This window comes from Sphingobacterium sp. MAE (assembly GCF_056711605.1).
Genome location: NZ_CM160044.1, coordinates 1,604,779 through 1,624,602, shown reverse-complemented (window position 1 = coordinate 1,624,602; position 19,824 = coordinate 1,604,779). Strand labels below are relative to the sequence as shown.

Here is a 19,824-nt window from a genome sequence, read left to right as displayed (position 1 = left end):
ATCTTAAATAATTATCATATCAGATTATTGTGCGATAAACACAGGTATTTTTACGGTATGTCTCAATTTATTTACAGTTTCACCAAAAACAAAATCTTTCACACCTGTATGTCCATGACTGCCAACGATTAACAAGTCAGCATGATATTTTTCGCAGATCTTCGCAATTGAAGCAACCCGATTATTATACCCCAGTTCCCAATCCACTTGATAATTTCGGTCTAAAAAAAAGTGAGCATATTTTTTTAGCCGGTCCAAATCTTGTCTAGATTCAAAATCATCGGTACTTTCTCCCGTATATTTTACCCCTGCGCTTTCAACAATGTGCACTAAAATAAAATGAGAATCCGGATTTGCGACTGAAAGTGCATATTTCACGGTTTTAGTATCTGAGGTAGAATAATCCAAAGCTAGAACAATTTTATTAAATACGTCCGGTTCTTCAAATTTCAAATCCTCAAAAGGAGGATGCACATCCAATTCAATGGGTTTATTTTTGTGGAGAATAGGATATAGCAGTGTCATAAAGAGTAAGACCACCATGCCCACCGCACCAAGGATCAATACACTCGTCAACCACAGCGAGTCATACTTGACAATCCATCCCGTAATCTCTTCATATACCAATTTTATATTAAGTATCGCAATAATAGCGGCAATCAGCCAAGCTAATACCTGTACATAAGGTTTAATCGCAAAACTGCCCATTTTTTCCTTATCGCTCACGAAGTGAATTAAGGGGATAACAGCAAATGCTAACTGCATGCTCAATATGACCTGACTAAAAATAAGTAAGGATCCAACCTGAGATTCTCCTGCGATTAAAATAACCAATACTGCAGGAATAATGGCCAACAAGCGTGTAATAATTCTTCTTAATGTGGGGCTAATGCGCAATCTCAGATATCCTTCCATTACAATTTGCCCCGCTAAGGTACCTGTAACAGTTGAGCTCTGCCCTGCAAGTATCAGGGCAATAGCAAATAACTTCGGTGCCAGATCCGTTCCCAATGTTTTTCCCAATAAATGATAAGCGTCCTCTAAGTCTGCAACATGGTGCATTCCGTTTTTATGGAAAGCCGCTGATGCGAGAATGAGGATTGCGGCATTTACCAAGAATGCTAAATTTAAAGCGATAGCGCTATCGAAAAGGTTATATTTAATGGCTTTCTTGATAGAATGGTCATCTCGTTCTATTTTTCGCGTTTGAACTAGGGCAGAATGTAAGTACAAATTGTGAGGCATGACAGTTGCACCTATAATCCCTATTGCGATATACAATGCTGCGCTATTGGGCAAACTGGGTATAAAACCTGTCACCACTTCACTAAAATCAGGCTGCACCAAAAACATTTCTACCATAAAGCACATACCGATCATCGTAATGAGCCCTATAATAAAAAGTTCCATTTTACGCATACCCAGCTTCTGCAAATACATGATGAGAAATGTATCAGCAAAGCTGATCAACACCCCCCAAAGAATATCAATTCCGAAAAGAAGATTAAGACCTATTGCCATACCCAGCACTTCAGCAAGATCACATGCAGCGATCGCAATTTCGGCTAAGATATAGAGCACAAAATTCATGCGTTTTGGATAGGTCTCCCGGTTGCACTGTGCAAGATCCTTACGTCGTACAATACCTAATCGTGTACACAAACTCTGCAATAGCAAAGCCATGATATTACTCATCAATAACACCCACAGTAAGGCATAACCAAATTGACTTCCTCCAGCCAGATCAGTAGCCCAATTACCGGGGTCCATATATCCTACGCTAATCAGATAAGCAGGTCCAAAAAAACTGAGTACTTTCTTAATCTTTGACTTACCCTTAATAATTTCAACACTTTCGTGTACGTCAGAAAGAGATTTTTCATGTTGGTAAGGATCTTTACTCATGTAGCAATTTATTGTAATTTATACCCGATCTATCTTGTGGAAATAAAGATATAAATCCTTAAACTAAAAACTACATTTTTACACCTTTTATTAAAAATCAAAGGATAATTGTCCGACTTCGACCGGCGGTTTTTGAAAATTCCCAAACTTAAGCTCTTCTATGATATCATATTGCTTTCGAACCGGATTAAATTTACGCAGAAAGATACTTGAACAAAAAAAGTCTAAATCAACTGTTCTAAGATTCTCAGAAGCAATCGCCAGCGCTTCTTGATCTAATTTACGCGCTACGGTCAAGTGAGGTTCTTCGCTTTTATAAAGCTCCGTTGCAAAATCTATTTTAGTGATTGCCTCTATTTTCTTTTTCAAAAATTGCTTGGATTTTAATGCGGGTGCGATATAAAAAGTTCCCTTCTGTGGAAAAACCTGATATTCGTCAAAATATACATATTGAGATTGTTCAAATTTTAACACATCTACAACTTGTTTCTTTATATGCGAAAGCATCTCCTGATCAGCATGATATTCACATATCGTAATATGAGCCATTGAATGACAGCTGGAAAACCATCCAATCTTATTTTTTAAACTTTCTTTAATCGATTGTACAAGTTGAATACCTTTTTCACAAGGCTGAAATACAAATGAATACTTTTCTACATGTGCGGACATCTGCCCTCCTTTCAATAACGTCAAATATGCTTTTTTTAAAGATAATCATAATAAAACAATAAAAGAAGTTGATAAAACAAATCAGGCCCTCTTCATCATGTTTGCGCGCCGTTGATCAAGTAATATACCATAAAGGTCTATATTCGGTTATTTGCAAAGTTTTTTTTAAGTAACTTTGACCATTATTCATTAAATACGACGATAAAGTGTCTCTCGATAAATTAAAATTAGGCAAGCGGTTACAAAAATCCATGGAAGATCTGGGTTATTTAACGGCAAAGGAAATACAGGTAAAATCGATGTCACGGATATTAGGAGGTCAAGATATCATTGCTATCGGTCCTGAAGGTTCAGGAAAAACGACAACTTACGTACTCAGTGTACTTTCTGGACTTAAATTTAATGTTCCTGATGCGCCCAAAGTTTTAATTTTGGCACCAGATCAAGAACGCGTTCAGGCTATTCTAGATCAATTCTATTTGATCAGTAAAAATAAAGACCTCAGTATTATAGGCTTGCGCGCAGGTGGAAGTATGGAACAGGAGATTGAAAAGCTCGTAGCAGGTGTTGAAATCGTTGTTTCAACACCCAATAGAGCAAGAGCTGTTTATCTCAAACTAGGCTTAAATCTCAATTTAATCCATACCCTGATTATCGATGATGCCGAAGAGGTTATAAAGAATGGAATGATCACCCCTGTCAAAGAACTTGTACAAAGCTGTAAAAAATGTCAACATCTAATTTTCAGTACTGTAGAGCACGAAAAATTACATCAGATGATCGATAGTTTTATGGTTACTCCTGCCCTAATTGAAGTAGAGGAACTGGCAGCTGAAAAACTTAACGTTCATGACTTGTTTCTTTATCAAGTACCCAATTTCACAACTAAAATCAATCTTCTCAATAGCTTGATGTTAGATAATGAAGTATTTGATAAAGTCATCATTTTTGTCAACAGTAAACTTACTGCCCAAAAGCTAGGAAAAAGCTTGCACCGCAAGTACAATGAAGAAATTCTGATCTTCAACCCCCTATTTTTTGAAGATAAAAACATTCATGATATCAATCTATTCAAACAAGATAACGCACATCGGATCTTAATCGTTGCAAATGAAGGAACTGAAGAATTAGACTTATCAGGTATACCTTATATCTTTCATTTTGAAATACCTGAGCACAACGATACCCTGATCCAACGTATTATCAAATCTGGTGATGAAGAACAATTGGCGTTTACCCTCGCAACTGATTTGGAATTGCCTGAAATCAAGAAAATTGAACAAATTGTAGGTCAAAAAATGGAAGTACTTGATTTGCCTGAAAAATTATCAATTTATAGTGCAAAAAAAGAAAATCCTACACTGATCGATGAAGGAACCAATGACAATCGTGGCGGAGCCTTCCATCAAAAGAAAGAAAGCAATAGTAAGACCTATAATTATGGCGCTGGCAAAAAAGCTAAAATGACCATGAAAAAGAAAAAAGGTTAAAGGAGTCAAATTCCTAAAAGAAGTTAAAAATCACGGAAATAAAATTCCGTGATTTTTTATTTATACCATATTCAAACCAGCACACCTTTGACCTTCAGCGAACCTTCTTTAGAAAATTATGGTGTTATGAATTTATCAATTATATTTTATCTTTACATAGGCTATATAAAAGCGCCTTGAACAGATAAAGAACGTAGGAAAATATTAAAAAATGTATAATTTCAAAAATGACTATTCTGAGGGTGCACACCCCAATATTTTAACTAAACTCATTGAAACAAATCTCGTACAGCAACTGGGCTATGGTGAAGATGAATATGGTATTGAAGCTAAAGAGGTATTAAAAGAAAAAATAAAAAACCCTCATGCTACGATACATTTTCTTTCTTGCGGTACACAAACCAATCTCATCGTAATTTCTTTTCTCCTTCGTGTCCATGAAGCGGTTATAAGTGCTAAAACAGGACATATTTCTGCCAACGAGACCGGTTCTATCGAAGCAACGGGACATAAAGTTATTGCAGTAGAAACGGAGGATGGTAAATTAAGACCTTCAGATATCCAAAACGCATTAAAAGAATATGCACTAAAGCCACATGTCGTCAAACCAAGAATGGTTTATATTTCCAATTCGACTGAGATCGGTACCATATATACGAAAAGTGAATTAGAAGATTTATCTTCATGCTGCAAGACCAATAATTTGTTACTCTATCTCGATGGTGCTCGATTGGGACATGCACTCATGGCGCAAAATAATGATATGACACTCACTGATATCGCAAGATTAACAGATATCTTCTATATCGGTGGAACAAAAAATGGCGCATTATTGGGAGAAGCGGTTATTTTTAGGACCCCAGAACTAGCCTTCGATTTTGAATATGTATTGAAACAGAAAGGAGCGCTACTTGCCAAAGGAAGAGTACTAGCCATACAGTTTTTAGAATTATTTAAGCACGATCTATATTTCGATTTGGCACATCACGCAAACACGATGGCCTTGAAAATAGTAGATGCCGTACAGTCAAAAGGATTTTCTTTTTTAACAAATTCAATGACCAATCAAATCTTTCCTATTTTACCAAAAGATATTATCCAAAAACTCAGTGAAAACTATCAATTCTATATTTGGAAGGAAATAGATGATGATCATGCTGCAATTAGACTGATCACATCTTGGGCAACAGATGAAAAAAATGTTGATGCGTTTATAGCAGATCTAAAATCACTTTAAGCAGTTTCTCTTACTCATGAATAGTCATTAAAATAAGCGTGGCTTATCTGAAACCAGACAAGCCACGCTTTATTGCTTAAGAAACAAATTTTTAGTAACCGGTATTTTGTGTTAAAGCTCCCCCACTTCTATCAATTTGCGTTTGAGGAATTGGGAAATATTCATTTTCAGGTTTAAAGTTCAGTCCTTTATAAGTTGGCAAAATACCCCCTTCAAAAGTTGAATAGCTCTCTAATGTAGATTTTGCTTCTCCCCATCTTACTAAATCATAAAAACGATGTCCTTCCATAGCCAACTCTAAGCGGCGTTCAAAACGAACAGCTTTACGAGCATATGCTGGATCAGGAAAAGATAAGTACGGTTTTACCACATACACAGCAGCATTATTATTATATGCTGTTTTTTTAGGTGGCAAATTTGCTGCACGGGCACGCACTGCATTCACATAATTCATCGCTCCTGTCAAATTGCCAGCCTCTATTTCACACTCTGCCGCCATTAATATCACATCAGCTAGACGGATAATATTAACGTCCAAATCCGTTATATATGCTGCCCCAGAAGCGGTATGGCTACCAAATTGACTCTGTGGGATCATCGTTTTGATACCGACAAAAGGACCACCGCTTGCCACCTCTCTTATCCAAGCATTTCCTGGCATAACACCATAATCAAGATAGCGCACACCCCTACGACCTACAGTATAATCTAAACGTGGGTCAAAACGCAATGTAGTATCCAATTTGTAAGTCAATGGCGATGCTTCATTAAAATCTGATTTGTAAGGATTTGTACGGTAAGATCCATCCAACATCGGTAGACCATTGGCATCTACTTTATAAGCATTTACCAAGTCGATCGTAGGCTGATAAAAACCACAACATCCAACAGGGTTATTTCCATTTAAGCCAGCCAACATATCTCCGACATTTGCATTGTCTCCAGTTCCATCAGGATTGATTGCATGTTTCGACACTAACAATGCTTCAGGTCCATCCTCATTCAGCACATCAAAGTTATTTTGAAAAGGCATTCCCTGAATATCTTTACCTGCAATAACTTCTTTGAACAACACAAGCGCTTCAGGATATTTCTTCTGGTATAGATACACTTTACCTAAATATGCCTTTGCAATATTTCTATCCATTCGACCCGACTCTTGATTGATTTTGGTTAAAGGCAAGTTTTCAATACCGATCTTTAGATCATCAATTATTTTAGGCAATACATCATCTTTATTAGGCTTTACTTTAGCCTCATCAGCAGTCGTATTTTCGTCTACATATACCAAGTTTTTAAAAACTCTCCAAAGATAAAAGTAGTAGTGTGCCCTTAATACACGAGCCTCACCTTCAATCTCCTTAGCTCGCGCTGCAGTGATGGTTTTCGCACCAGCCTGATCTACTTTTAATAAGCGCAACGTATTGTTAGCTCGCAATACCCCTTCGTAATACACTTCCCACATTTGGCTCAAGTTATCATTTGAGCTGTTTGGTGTATGAAATTCAATCATATTCATATTAGGTTGATCGGTAGATGTCGAACCTTTATGCGCATTGTCTGACGCAACTTCCCCAAATAACCACTGACTAGGAGCAGATGAATAATTTCCCCAAGTTCCACTTACATTTCCATTCAATATGCCATAAGCACCAATCAATACCCCTTCAATTCCCTTTGCATTTTCAACTTGTGATTCTGCCAATTCTCCCTGAGGTAGTTTCTCCAAAAAGCCTTTACCGCACGAAGCAAATAAAAGTGTAGTGGCCCCCAGGATCATATATATATTCTTTTTCTTCATGATATTTAAATTTTAATAATTAATAAAGCCCTAGAATCCTAAACTAAGTCCTAACATATATTGTCTTGACTGCGGATATACTCCAAAATCAACACCCAATGCTGGGTAATCTGAAGGAGTAGCAGTTACCTCTGGATCTAAACCTTCATATTTGGTGATCGTAAATAAATTCGTAACAGCAAAATACATTCTAAATTTGCGTACCGAACTATTTCCTCCAAATAGATTTTGAACAGGTAAATTATAACCGATTTGTAAATTCTTAAGCTTTAAAAAACTTGCATCTTGTACATAGTAACTTGAAGAGGCATATTCATAAGGAGAGGCGTCATTAACTTGCGAAGGGATCATACTTCCTGTATTTGTTGGACTCCACTCATCTAAAACACGCACACTTTTCTGTCCTTTGAAAACTCCAAAATCTGTAAAGTAACGAGTTGCTTCATAATTTTGATTTCCCTTAGAACCATAGAAATAGGCCATTAAATCAAAGTTTTTATATGTAGCATTAATATTCAATGAATATACGAAATCAGGGTGTGGGCTTCCGATGATTGTTCTATCATTAGCGTCGATGACCTTGTCTCCATTAATATCTGCATATTTAAGTCCTCCTATCCTTGACTTTCCATCAGCGTAAGGAGCGCTTGCGATATCAGCAGCATCTTGATATATACCAACCACTTTATATCCGTAAAACGCACCTAGTGGTTCTCCAGCTTTCAAAATTGATGTTTCCATACTTCTGAATGCTCCATAAACCTGCTGGCTTATTGATGGTGCCAATGACACGATCTTATTGACATTTCTAGAAATATTTGCCGACAGATCTAATGTGAAAGGTTTGTCTTGTTTCTTACCGTAGTGATAATTCAGTGAAAACTCAACTCCTTTATTTTGCATATCACCGATATTGACATAAGGTGCATCTGCTCTACCTGCAACAACTGCTGGCAAAGGAAGTGGATAGAGCATATCGGTAGTCTTCTTATTATACCAATCAAATGATCCATCAAGATCGCCATTCAGAATTGAAAAATCCAATCCAAGGTTTAGTGCAGAAACTTGCTCCCACTTGATAGCTGGGTTACTGTATGCATTTTGCCATACTCCCGAACTAAGCGGTCCATTGATCGGATAAGAAGATGCATTCACTTCCACTCGATAACGATTCACATATTGATTTTGTGGAATGCGCTGATTTCCCGTCACACCATATCCTGCTCTTATCTTTAGATCATTCAACCACGAAGAGCCTTTTAAAAACTCTTCTTCAGACAAGCGCCAAGCGGCACTTACACCTGGAAATACACCATATTTATTATCAGGTCCAAAAGTGGAAGATCCATCTCTTCTCACAGTTCCACTGAAAATGTAACGATCTTTATACGAGTAGTCCACTTTTCCGAACATAGAGAATAGAGCACCAACACTTCCCTCTCCGTTTCCAAAAATGTCCTTCGAAGCAGAATTGATGTAAAAATAATCTAAACTTGCTGTTGTAAAGTAACCATTTCCTCTAGCAGATATTTGTCTATATCGATTCTCTATTGCCTCTGTACCCAATAAGATATTGAGGTTATGGTCATCATTAAATTTAGCTTTATAATTTAATGTATTTGTCCAAGTCCACTCTTTATTGATTCCAGAAGATTCATTCATTCCATTATTAAAGCTTCCCTCTGTAAATTCTGGATTGGGGTAGGTATATGAAACTGTATTATAATTTTCATACTTCATACCCATACTTGTACGTAAGGTCAACCCCTTAAGCAGATCATACTCACCATACACATTTCCAAAAAATAGATTACTCTTATTTTTATTATCTTTAGCACGATAAGCTATTGCTACAGGATTTTCCCCATTTCCATATTGTCCACCGACCGATCCAGCAAAATTTCCACCTTCATCATATACCGGTATCAAATTGTGAATACGATAAGCAAAACCAAGGGCACTACCTTCTCCAATATAATCTCCGGCAGTATTGGTATTTACCCCCATACCAAAGCCTTCAGTGAACGAATATTGTATATTTTCCCCAAATCTCAACTTTTTATCAAAAGCAGAAAATGACATGTTAGAACGGATATTATATTTTTCAAAACCCGTATGAACAATGGTACCCTTTTGTTTTAAATAACCTCCTGAAAATGCATAATTAGCACTTTCACCACCTCCTGTAGCACTCAATTGATAAGATTGTGTAGGTGCATTTTGCGATAAAGCATCAAACCAATTTGTTCCTGCTTTATTTGCTTTCGTGATCTGATAAAAATCAGAACGACTCGTAGCATTGTATTTATATTTTGACATGTCAAGGTCAGCAGGTGTAATGGCATTGCCGAGTGCTGCTCCTGCAATTATATAATCTGGTAAAGTATTGTTTTTTCCATCCAATCTATTTTCAATATCTAAAACTTGTTGCGGACTCAACATTTTCGGAAACCGGCTACTATTAGGCACTTGTAATCCATAATAGGCATCCAAATTAATTTGTGGCTTACCCGATTTCCCCATTTTTGTGGTCACGATCACAACACCATTATTTGCTCGAGAACCATAGATAGAAGCCGCTGATGCATCTTTCAGCACTTGCATAGACTCAATATCGTTTTGATTTAACCAGCTCAGCTTACCTTCGTAAGGCACTCCGTCAATAATATACAAAGGTTCGTTATTGTTGATGGTACTATATCCACGAATTTTAATCTGTGGTGTAGAACCGGGCGCACCGTCTGTAACAACCTGAACACCGGTAGCCCGACCTTGTAAAGATTCGACCGCACTAGCAGCAGGCGTACTCTTCAATTGATCAACGTTAACCACAGAAACAGCTCCTGTTAGATCTTTTTTTCGTTGCGTACTATACCCCGTTACAACGACCTCCTCCAAATCATCACTTTGACTTAACATGCCTACAATAAGGGGCAATGAAGTGGAAGTGACATTAACAGTCTGCTTCGAAAATCCAACATAAGTAATTTCTAGGACATCATTTACAGCTGCATCAATCTGAAAATTACCGTCCGCATCAGATGATGTGGCTGCCGTTTTCCCGACAACTTTAATGGTTGCTCCAGCGATCGCTTCTTTAGTAGCTGCATCTTGAATTTTTCCTCGAATAGGTTTTTGTACTGACTTTGCACTGACCGCATAATAGGTCGCATCAGCAAATTTGGACATTGGGTTACCTAAGGTTTGATGGCTAATCAACACAAGTGCGGTAGATGCCCAAAGAGAGTATTTTATCGTTTTTTTATGCTCAATAAAATCCTCGTTAAGAAACTGTAGTAGTTTTCTCATAATGTGAAAAAGGTTTAATTTGGTAATTTAATCAGTGCTATATCCTCTTGAAGAATCTCCCCTAGCACTACATGTTTAGTTGTTAATTAAATTTACGCAAACGATTGAAATTTCATAATTATTTGTTAAATATCTTTTAAACAAATACATAACAGATTGATACATAAGTAATAAAACTACAATCACTTATTGTAACAAATACATTTTGTAACAAGAAAAAGACAGTAAAAAATTTAAACTCCCTATAACTCAAAAAAGTTGACACATTAATGTTAAAAAACTGTTAAAATCAAAGTAGATCATAAACTTATTCAACACTTAAAAAGTACTCTTATCTTTTATCAAAAAATTATAAACTTAAAATGACTTTCTTTATAATTTGAAGATCAAACAAAATAGCTTCGTAAGCTAATCTTATTTTAGATAGGCAATATTTCTGTAAAGAAAAGGGCCTATACAATTGTATTGTATAAGCCCTATATATCATTAATCCTTTAGTTTTTTTTTAAAAGGATACTACATGATCAGTAGTAACCCATTTTTTTGTTTCCAATGCTAGCAAGAAACAGATAGCCTATCGCTCCTAAAACAAAGAACCGATCAATACAGCAAACTTTGCTTCTTCGATTAACATCGGGTCTGTAAACGCCAATATAGAGACAAAGATGGACATCGTAAATCCAATTCCCCCAAGTAGACCTACTCCAAAGATATGTTTCCAGTTGGCCCCTTCAGGTAAGGTGCATAATTTAAGTTTTGTAGCAATAAAAGAAATCCCTAAAATACCAATAGATTTTCCAACCAGTAGCCCCCCTATTATACCAATACCCAAAGCAGTAGTTAAGCCTCCAACCATTTCACTATGAATCGTGATATTGGTATTTGCAATTGCAAAAAGTGGGATAATAATAAAATTGACTGGAGAAGTAAGGATGTGTTCCAGTTTTTCTTAATGGAGATTCATCATCCGTAGCATTTGTCGGCAATGTCAATGCCACTAATACCCCAGCAATTGTTGCATGTATACCCGAATGGTGAATAAAATACCAAATAAATACTCCAGGAATCAAGTAAGCCCAAATCTTTTTGACACCAAAATAATTCAACCCTAATAAAAATGCAAAAATACCTAAAGCAATAAATAAGTAGTTATAATGTAAATCGCCACTATAAAATAAAGCAATCACTAAAATGGCCAATAAATCATCCACAATAGCTAAGGCAGCCAAAAAAATCTTTAAACTAGCTGGCACCCGATTGCCCAATAGCGTAATAACAGCCAATGCGAAAGCAATATCGGTAGCCATCGGAATTCCCCAGCCATGTTCTGTAGGTAGACCTTTATTAATAAACAAATAAATGAGGGCTGGAAGAATAGCACCACCAACCGCTGCTAAAATTGGTAATAAAGCTTTTTTCGGAGATGATAATTCCCCTTCCACCAATTCACGTTTGATCTCTAAACCCACCAATAGAAAAAATATTGCCATCAAACCATCGTTTATCCACAGCAGAATGGAATAGTTCAAATGAATATTTTCTGTCTCAAATCCGATCGTTGTATTTAAAAGATTACTAAACGAAGTTGCCAGTGGAGTGTTCGCAACAATCAAGGAAACAATAACGCAGATAAATAACAGAATACCACCTATATTACTAGATTGTAAAAACTGCTTGAAAATTTTTAGATTAATTAAATTTGACATGAAGACTTTTTCATTTAGTGATCAATAAGAAAAAAGTAGGTATCAAAATGACTATACGACCTACATAATGTAATTGCACTAAGATAAGTTTTTCTTTTAAAAAACGAAGCTTTACAGCCCGATATATCTGAATACTTCATGCTCAATACCACATGTATATTAACAAAAAAACGATTTCGAAATACTTAACATAAACTTCACATCATATTTACCATATGGTAAGAATACAAGCTTATCTTTATGGTAATTAAAAATGAAACAAAATGATTAAAGACTTTGAAGTAACAGCTTTAGAAAGCTACACAGATGCAATCGAATTTACATTTGATGGAGATGATTTATTATCAGGAGAGGATTAACTTACCTGTATTGAACAATTTGTCGCACGCTTAAAGCGTGTTTTTTTTTCTTACGGATCAAATAAAAAGGACCAATTAAATTAATCAGTCCCTTTATAGTATTGTACGGTAAAAAGTGATTACTTAATCTTCATGACCATATTATCTACACCTTCTATTTTTGTATCCGCTTTACCAGTCTTATTTTTTGATGATTTATAATGTACATGATTTTGAGTCCCCTCTACATGTACAATATCAACATTGTTGGCATTGACCTTATTTCCCATACCTTCTATGCTGACTTTTTTAACTTGATCTAAGTTTACAGAATTACTTGCACCTTCTATCTCTAATTTCGCAAAAGAACCTTCGATGGTCACTGCATTTTCCAGCCCCTCTATTTTGACAACATCATTCGCAGTCACTTTAATAGTACGCTTATTACCTTTACCTTCTATAACAATTTCTTTTCCTTTTACCTGATCCACCTGCTTAATAGGTTTAGAATCGATCGCTGCGTAGGTTACACTTGTGGCCGCTAATAGAATAGCAGCAAAACCAAGTATCATGTTTTTTCTTATCATAATCATAACAATATATTTGTGTCTAGAACAATCAATAAGGCTATAATGTTTTTATTTTTTCAACCAGCCCAACCATCCAGATCCCCAAGCTTTTTTCTTTTCTAAAGCTTTTTCATGTTTTGGAAAAAGCTTTAGGATGGCTTGAATCTTTTGCTTTGCAGTCTCTTGATCACTCAGCTCAAATGATGCTTCAGCAGACATCAACATCATTTCGATCCAGTCATCATCCTCTTCCCAGTTTTCATTAGCATACATTTCTTGTGACTCTTGACTGATCCGAATAACATTTTCCCAATCTCGCAAATGAAAATATGCGCGGACAACATGAATCAATATCAAATGAAAATCACCATACGACTCTTCTTCTACTAAAGTGGACTTAGTAGAATCATAGGCGACTAAAAGATCCTGTAAAGCAGCAGCATAGTTTCCCAACAAATAGTACGATTTACCTCTCAGATAATGCAATTTACGATAATCGATAAGCGCCATTTCCTGTATAGGTTTTGTTGCTTGGTAATTATTAGCACACGCAATACATTGATCGTACTGTTCTAACTGAAAATAATTTTGCATGAGCATATACCAATTTGAGGCATCGTCAGGTTTATTTTCTAATTCTTTTTGCCAATCCTTTAACGTTTCAGAATCTCCCCTATGATTGATTAAGTCAAAGCGTGCATTCTGAATTTCCATATATGCCTGGCGGGTCACAAACAGATCCTCTTCATCATAAGCGGCATAATCTGCCGAATGAATGAGTTCGTCATATTCCTGAGAGATGGTTTTCAACCTTTCCTCTGCTTCTTTTATATAGCCTAATTTAAATTCACATTTGGTGACATACGCAGAAATACGAAGGTAATTAGGTAAGTCAAACTCTTTAAAACTTTCATCCAATAACTCATGATAATTGATCAAGGCATCTTCGTAATCACCTTTTTCAAAATACGCATCAGCCAAAGTATTGTACAGCTCCCAAAACCGACTATAAGTAAGACCTTCTTTACAGATATCGATCACCTCATCATATTTGCGTTTACTACTGAGTGCCAACGCATAGTTATTGCAACACATAGACATAAGTTGGCTATTGATGAAGTAATTAGCTTCAAATTTATTCTCATGAAAATACGCCTTAAATCCTAAGTACGATCTTTTAAAAAACTGTAGGCGATAATTTAATAAAGGCATATCTAGAACTGGAGAACCAATTGAATTTTCAAATTCTGAAAATTCACATCCTGAATTAAAATAATCAATAGGTCCATCTTCTGGCCAGTTCAAAATTTCAGGTAATTCTTTATGAACGTGATAGTAAGTCAAGATATACCGGTGGATCGTAATTGAAAAGCCTTCCAATTCTACGGATTTCGCTAAGTAAGGCAACGCCTCATCATAGTTTCCGCCTTCAAGAATATACGTTCCAGCAAAATGATAAGGAATGAACCAGTCCGGGTAAAGATCGATATAACGCTTAGCTTCGATGAGAGGGTCGGACAGATCGAGTCCCAACTCCTCACGAAAATTGCGTTGTACCATGATCGCAAAATAGATGCATTGTTTATTTTCCAATCCACCATTTAACAAATCCATTACCCGTTCATAATACTTAAATATTTCAGCATCTACTTCTGGATCTTCATTTCCATATAAAACTGCCTTCACCCCTGCCCAACCAATCATTTCATAATCATGATATTCCAGTGCAAGTTGACCGATATCCAAGTATAGCAAAACATTATTCGATAGAATATCGTGTTTATATTTTTTAAATTCGGCTAATGCCTGTTGATGTTGATTGAGGTTCTCCCGGAGTATCATGGCTTTAAAAAGTACACTTTCCGTTAGCAAAGCACATTTACTAATACGATCATGGGCATATAACACTTCATAAATGGCGAGCAATTCATTTATATTACGAATTGATTCAGCATATTTTTCATGTAAATAATTTAGATCAGCGCTGAATCGACATACATTTTCCAATTCGTCCTCATGTACGCTCAATCTTTCGATATACGACGAGTACTCGTCATAGTCTAAATCTTTATAGAAAAATCGTGTCGTTTCCAATAAACCAAATAATGCAGCTTCATGGTTTGGTTCAATTTCTAAAATAGTTTTATAGATGTTGATGACTTCTTGAAAATCATTTAATGAAAGTTCATTATTGTCTTCTTCTGAAATTTGATAATCAAGTTCTTTAAGTACGTTTGCTTTTAGTAGTAATGCAGGGATATCTTGAGGGTTTAATACAAGAAACACTTCCAATTCAGATAAACAATCCTCATATCTCCCTTCTTCATACAAATTTACTAGATCTTGAAACTTCATAAATTACGGCTCTTTTATATAAAAATAAAAATATATTACAAACTTCAAAACAGTTCAAAAAAATAAACTGTAAAACAGCTCATTATTAAATGATAAAATAATGAATAGCTTGCAACATTAAAATAAAAAAAAGGAACCCAGATGGGTTCCTTTCCAATATCTAACAAATTGACTCGGGGTTAAAACTCTATTTTACTGCGTCAATAACTGCTTTGAAAGCATCTGGGTTGTTTAAAGCTAAGTCAGCTAAAACCTTACGGTTTAAACCAATATTTTTAGCGTTTAATTTACCGATCAACACGGAATAAGATAAACCTTGTTGACGAGCTCCAGCGTTAATACGTTGAATCCATAAAGCTCTAAACTCGCGTTTTTTGGTTTTACGGTCGCGGTAAGCGTACTGTAAACCTTTTTCTACTGTATTTTTAGCAATAGTATATACTTTGCTACGTGATCCATAATAGCCTTTCGCTAATTTAAGGATTTTTTTACGTCTTCTTCTCGAAGCAACTGCGTTAACCGAACGTGGCATATTTTTAAAATTATTTGGTAAAAGGCGCCATGTTTTGCAATGAACTTACTACCCTGTACCCGGTTAAAAAATTATTATTAATTAAATCGAATAAAACTTATTTACCGATAGCAAGCATACGTTTAACGTTGCCCATATCGCCATCAGATACATAACTTGTTGTTGTTAAGTTACGTTTACGTTTTGTGCTCTTTTTTGTCAAGATGTGGCTTTTGAAAGCGTTTTTTCTTGCGATTTTACCTGTTCCAGTAAGCTTAAAACGTTTTTTAGCGCTGGAATTGGTTTTTACTTTTGGCATAATACTTTAAATTTTATATCAATCTGTTAGAATTTCTTTATTATTTTTTAGCCACCAATTTAGGTGCTAAAGTTAAAAACATACGTTTTCCTTCCAATTTAGGTAGCAATTCTACTTTACCCACTTCTTCTAAAGCTTGTGCAAAACGCAATAACAAGATCTCTCCTTGTTCTTTGTGTACAATTGCACGACCCTTAAAGTGTACGTAAGCACGAACTTTCTCACCACTTTCAAGAAACTTAATCGCATGTTTCAATTTGAAATCAAAATCATGTTCGCTGGTATTAGGTCCAAAACGGATTTCCTTAATAACAGTTTGCTTTGCATTAGCTTTGATTTCTTTTTGTTTCTTCTTTTGCTCGTAAACAAATTTACTGTAGTCGATAATTTTACAAACCGGCGGAACAGCATTTGGCGAAATCTCAACTAAATCAAGTTCCAATTCATCTGCAAGCTCTAAAGCTTTACGTGTAGGATATACTCCTGTTTCCACATTGTCACCTACCAAACGTACCTCAGGCACACGGATTAGCTCATTAATGCGGTGATCTGGTTCTTTCTTTCTCATTGGTGGTCTAGGACCACCTGGTCTTTTTAATGCCAAATGTTTAAATATTTAAACGGTTATTTCTTTAATTAATACTTCTCTAAATTCGTCAGCAGTCATGGAACCCAAGTCTACTGAACCATGTTTACGAACAGAAATCGTGCCATTCTCAGCCTCTTTCTCGCCCACAATCAACATGTAAGGCAGTTTTTTCACTTCTGCATCTCTGATTTTGCGACCTACTTTTTCATCACGCAAGTCTATCAGTCCGCGAATATCGGAATTATTTAGCGATTCTAAAAGATTTTTCGCATATTCTTCATATTTTTCTGATACAGGCAAGATGATAAATTGTTCTGGGGCAAGCCATAATGGAAATTCTCCCGCGCAATGTTCGATCAATACGGCGATAAAACGCTCCATAGAACCAAATGGTGCTCGGTGAATCATCACAGGTCTATGTTTTGCATTATCAGAACCTGTATATTCCAATTCAAAACGCTCAGGCAAATTATAATCCACTTGAATGGTACCCAACTGCCATTTACGACCCAAAGCATCTTTCACCATGAAATCTAGCTTAGGACCATAGAAAGCTGCCTCTCCATACTCAATAACCGTAGACAATTCCTTTTCTGCAGCAGCTTCAATAATCGCGCTTTCAGCTAAAGCCCAGTTTTCATCTGTACCAATATATTTAGTACGATTTTCAGGATCTCTCAACGAAATTTGTGCCGTATACTCTTCAAAACCCAGGGCTCTGAAAACATACAGGACCAAGTCGATTACTTTTTTAAACTCTTCTTTTACTTGATCAGGACGACAAAACAAATGCGCATCATCTTGAGTAAACCCTCGCACACGTGTCAAGCCGTGTAGCTCTCCAGATTGTTCGTATCGATATACAGTCCCAAATTCCGCAAAACGTACAGGAAGATCCTTGTAAGAACGCGGTTTTGTCTTATAGATCTCACAGTGATGTGGGCAGTTCATCGGTTTCAAGAAAAACTCTTCATTTTCAACTGGAGTTCTAATAGGTTGGAATGAATCCTCACCATACTTATCATAATGACCAGAAGTCACATACAATTGCTTGTTACCGATATGAGGAGTCATAACAGGCTCATATCCTGATTTCAATTGCGCTCTTTGCAAAAAATCTTGCAATTTCTGACGTAAAGCAGCTCCCTTTGGTAACCACAATGGCAGTCCAGCTCCAACTTTTTCTGAAAAAGCAAACAATTCCAATTCTTTACCTAGTTTACGGTGATCACGTTTCTTAGCCTCTTCGATAAACTTTAAATATTCAGTTAATTCAGAAGCTTTTGGAAATGTAACCCCATAAATACGAGTCAATTGTTTACGAGACTCATCACCTCTCCAGTATGCACCAGCTACATTCGTCAGTTTGATTGCTTTGATAAATCCTGTATTAGGAATATGCGGACCACGACACAAATCTGTAAATTCGCCCTGTGTATAAAATGTGATCTTTCCGTCTTCAAGATCTTTGATCAGATCTAATTTGTACTCGTCCCCTTTTTCAGTAAAATAAGCAACAGCATCAGCTTTTGAAACGGCTTTGCGTTCGAAAGTTTCTTTACGCTTTGCCAATTCCAACATCTTATCTTCGATGTGTTTAAAATCATCCGATGAAAATTCACGATCGCCAAAATCTACATCATAATAAAAACCGGTTTCGATAGCAGGACCAATACCAAACTTGATGCCTGGATAAAGATCTTCTAATGCTTCGGCTAATAAATGCGCTGAAGAATGCCAAAAGGTAGATTTACCATTCGTATCATTCCAAGTTAACAATTTTACGGTAGCATCTTCTTCAATCGGGCGAGATGAATCCCAAATTTCTCCATTTACTTCGGCCGCTAATACATTTCTAGCTAGACCTTCCGAAATTGACAGTGCTACTTGAGCAGCTGAAGTCCCTTTTTCATATTCACGAACGGAACCATCAGGTAATGTAATTTTAATCATCAACAAATATGATTATTTTTAGTAATTATTTATAAAACAATACTTTACAGATAAACAACATACTAAGTTGTTCGCTATCTGCAAAGCTTAACTCTTAAAATCTATTCATAGATTCCTTATCCATCAAATATACTGAAAATAATCGATAATTACACTTTTAAGTCTTACCCATACTCCATTAAGATTTGATATGAGCTACTTTCCTGTACAAATGTCATACTTTTGACTATTTCGCAAACCTAGCACATGCACTTCAGCTATTGAAAAACTACACGATACATGTAATGATTTTTTCTATCGCAGCCGATACCTAAAATCTCATTAAAAATAATGTCGGCAAAGTGCTAAACCTATCTAATCTAAAAGTAATGAATTGAAAACAATCCCGATATCACAATCTTTTTTATTATTTTTGCAATCTTAAATTCATTACTATGTCACATCAAGTTCCAGAAGACGGTACTTTGCTTCCGTTAATGGAAGAATTCTATACAATTCAGGGAGAGGGATTTCACACAGGAAAAGCTGCATATTTTATTCGATTGGGAGGATGTGATGTCGGTTGTCATTGGTGTGATGTCAAAGAAAGCTGGGATGCTAATTTACACCCATTGACTACTGCAGACCAGATTATTGAAAATGCTAAAAAATATCCAGCGAAAACCGTTGTCATTACCGGAGGGGAACCTTTAATCTATAATTTAGACTATCTGACAAAAGGATTGCACAAAGCTGGTATTCAAACGTTTATTGAAACCTCAGGAGCCTATCCACTCAGTGGTGAATGGGATTGGATCTGTCTATCTCCAAAAAAATTCAAAGCCCCTAGAAAAGATGTTTTAGAAGCTGCAGGCGAATTAAAAGTCATCGTTTTCAATAAAAGTGATTTTGAATGGGCAGAGGAGCATTCAAAACTAGTCAACAGCGATTGTAAACTATACCTACAACCTGAATGGTCTAAGTATGCCGAAATGACTCCGCTCATCATTGATCATGTTAAAGATAATCCGAAATGGAATATCTCACTACAGACACATAAATATTTGAACATCCCTTAATCAACACGATAT

The 19,824-nt window shown here is 36.1% G+C and carries 13 protein-coding genes and 1 pseudogene; 3 read left to right on the top strand and 11 right to left on the bottom strand.

Annotation, left to right across the window (positions count from 1 at the left end):
- Nucleotides 1-24: 24 nt before the first annotated feature.
- Together AC06G9_RS06795 and AC06G9_RS06790 are read right to left on the bottom strand one after the other, a co-directional pair.
- Nucleotides 25-1,905, bottom strand: coding sequence for an Nramp family divalent metal transporter (locus tag AC06G9_RS06795; protein WP_293925388.1), 1,881 nt, complete (start codon nt 1,903-1,905; stop codon nt 25-27).
- A 90-nt stretch (nt 1,906-1,995) separates the two neighbouring features.
- Entirely contained in the window at nt 1,996-2,601 is a 606-nt protein-coding gene (locus tag AC06G9_RS06790; RefSeq protein ID WP_248754289.1) for a 2'-5' RNA ligase family protein, read from the bottom strand.
- Between the two features lie 227 nt (nt 2,602-2,828).
- Here AC06G9_RS06790 and AC06G9_RS06785 point away from each other — a divergent pair, with 227 nt between their 5' ends.
- Entirely contained in the window at nt 2,829-4,067 is a 1,239-nt protein-coding gene (locus tag AC06G9_RS06785; RefSeq protein WP_248754290.1) for a DEAD/DEAH box helicase, read from the top strand.
- Between the two features lie 211 nt (nt 4,068-4,278).
- On the top strand, nt 4,279-5,304 hold the full coding sequence (locus tag AC06G9_RS06780; protein WP_480957768.1) for a threonine aldolase family protein: 1,026 nt from the start codon (nt 4,279-4,281) through the stop codon (nt 5,302-5,304).
- Between the two features lie 91 nt (nt 5,305-5,395).
- On the opposite strand, the gene AC06G9_RS06775 is transcribed toward AC06G9_RS06780, so the two are convergent.
- From AC06G9_RS06775 to thrS, 9 genes and pseudogenes are all read right to left on the bottom strand, one after another.
- Nucleotides 5,396-7,105, bottom strand: a complete 1,710-nt coding sequence (locus tag AC06G9_RS06775; protein ID WP_248754292.1) for a RagB/SusD family nutrient uptake outer membrane protein — start codon at nt 7,103-7,105, stop codon at nt 5,396-5,398.
- Nucleotides 7,106-7,135: 30 nt separating this feature from the next.
- The gene (locus tag AC06G9_RS06770; protein ID WP_045755908.1) at nt 7,136-10,414 is read right to left on the bottom strand and encodes a SusC/RagA family TonB-linked outer membrane protein; all 3,279 of its coding nucleotides are present in this window, start codon (nt 10,412-10,414) and stop codon (nt 7,136-7,138) included.
- A gap of 524 nt (nt 10,415-10,938) precedes the next feature.
- A pseudogene (gene nhaA, locus AC06G9_RS06765) lies at nt 10,939-12,120 on the bottom strand (Na+/H+ antiporter NhaA).
- A gap of 478 nt (nt 12,121-12,598) precedes the next feature.
- Complete coding sequence (locus AC06G9_RS06760; protein ID WP_248754294.1) at nt 12,599-13,030, bottom strand: DUF3060 domain-containing protein; 432 nt, start codon at nt 13,028-13,030, stop codon at nt 12,599-12,601.
- Between the two features lie 66 nt (nt 13,031-13,096).
- The gene (locus tag AC06G9_RS06755) at nt 13,097-15,382 is read right to left on the bottom strand and encodes a tetratricopeptide repeat protein (RefSeq protein ID WP_480957767.1); all 2,286 of its coding nucleotides are present in this window, start codon (nt 15,380-15,382) and stop codon (nt 13,097-13,099) included.
- 187 nt (nt 15,383-15,569) lie between these two features.
- On the bottom strand, nt 15,570-15,914 hold the full coding sequence (gene rplT / locus AC06G9_RS06750; protein ID WP_021191518.1) for a 50S ribosomal protein L20: 345 nt from the start codon (nt 15,912-15,914) through the stop codon (nt 15,570-15,572).
- A 97-nt stretch (nt 15,915-16,011) separates the two neighbouring features.
- Entirely contained in the window at nt 16,012-16,212 is a 201-nt protein-coding gene (gene rpmI / locus AC06G9_RS06745; protein ID WP_021191519.1) for a 50S ribosomal protein L35, read from the bottom strand.
- Between the two features lie 40 nt (nt 16,213-16,252).
- Entirely contained in the window at nt 16,253-16,816 is a 564-nt protein-coding gene (gene infC, locus AC06G9_RS06740) for a translation initiation factor IF-3 (protein ID WP_021191520.1), read from the bottom strand.
- Nucleotides 16,817-16,828: 12 nt separating this feature from the next.
- A complete protein-coding gene (thrS, locus tag AC06G9_RS06735) occupies nt 16,829-18,754 on the bottom strand; it encodes a threonine--tRNA ligase (protein ID WP_094773544.1) in 1,926 nt (641 codons plus the stop codon).
- A 434-nt stretch (nt 18,755-19,188) separates the two neighbouring features.
- On the opposite strand from thrS, the gene AC06G9_RS06730 reads away from it, so the two are divergent.
- Nucleotides 19,189-19,812, top strand: coding sequence for a 7-carboxy-7-deazaguanine synthase QueE (locus AC06G9_RS06730; protein ID WP_045754401.1), 624 nt, complete (start codon nt 19,189-19,191; stop codon nt 19,810-19,812).
- Nucleotides 19,813-19,824: the final 12 nt, after the last annotated feature.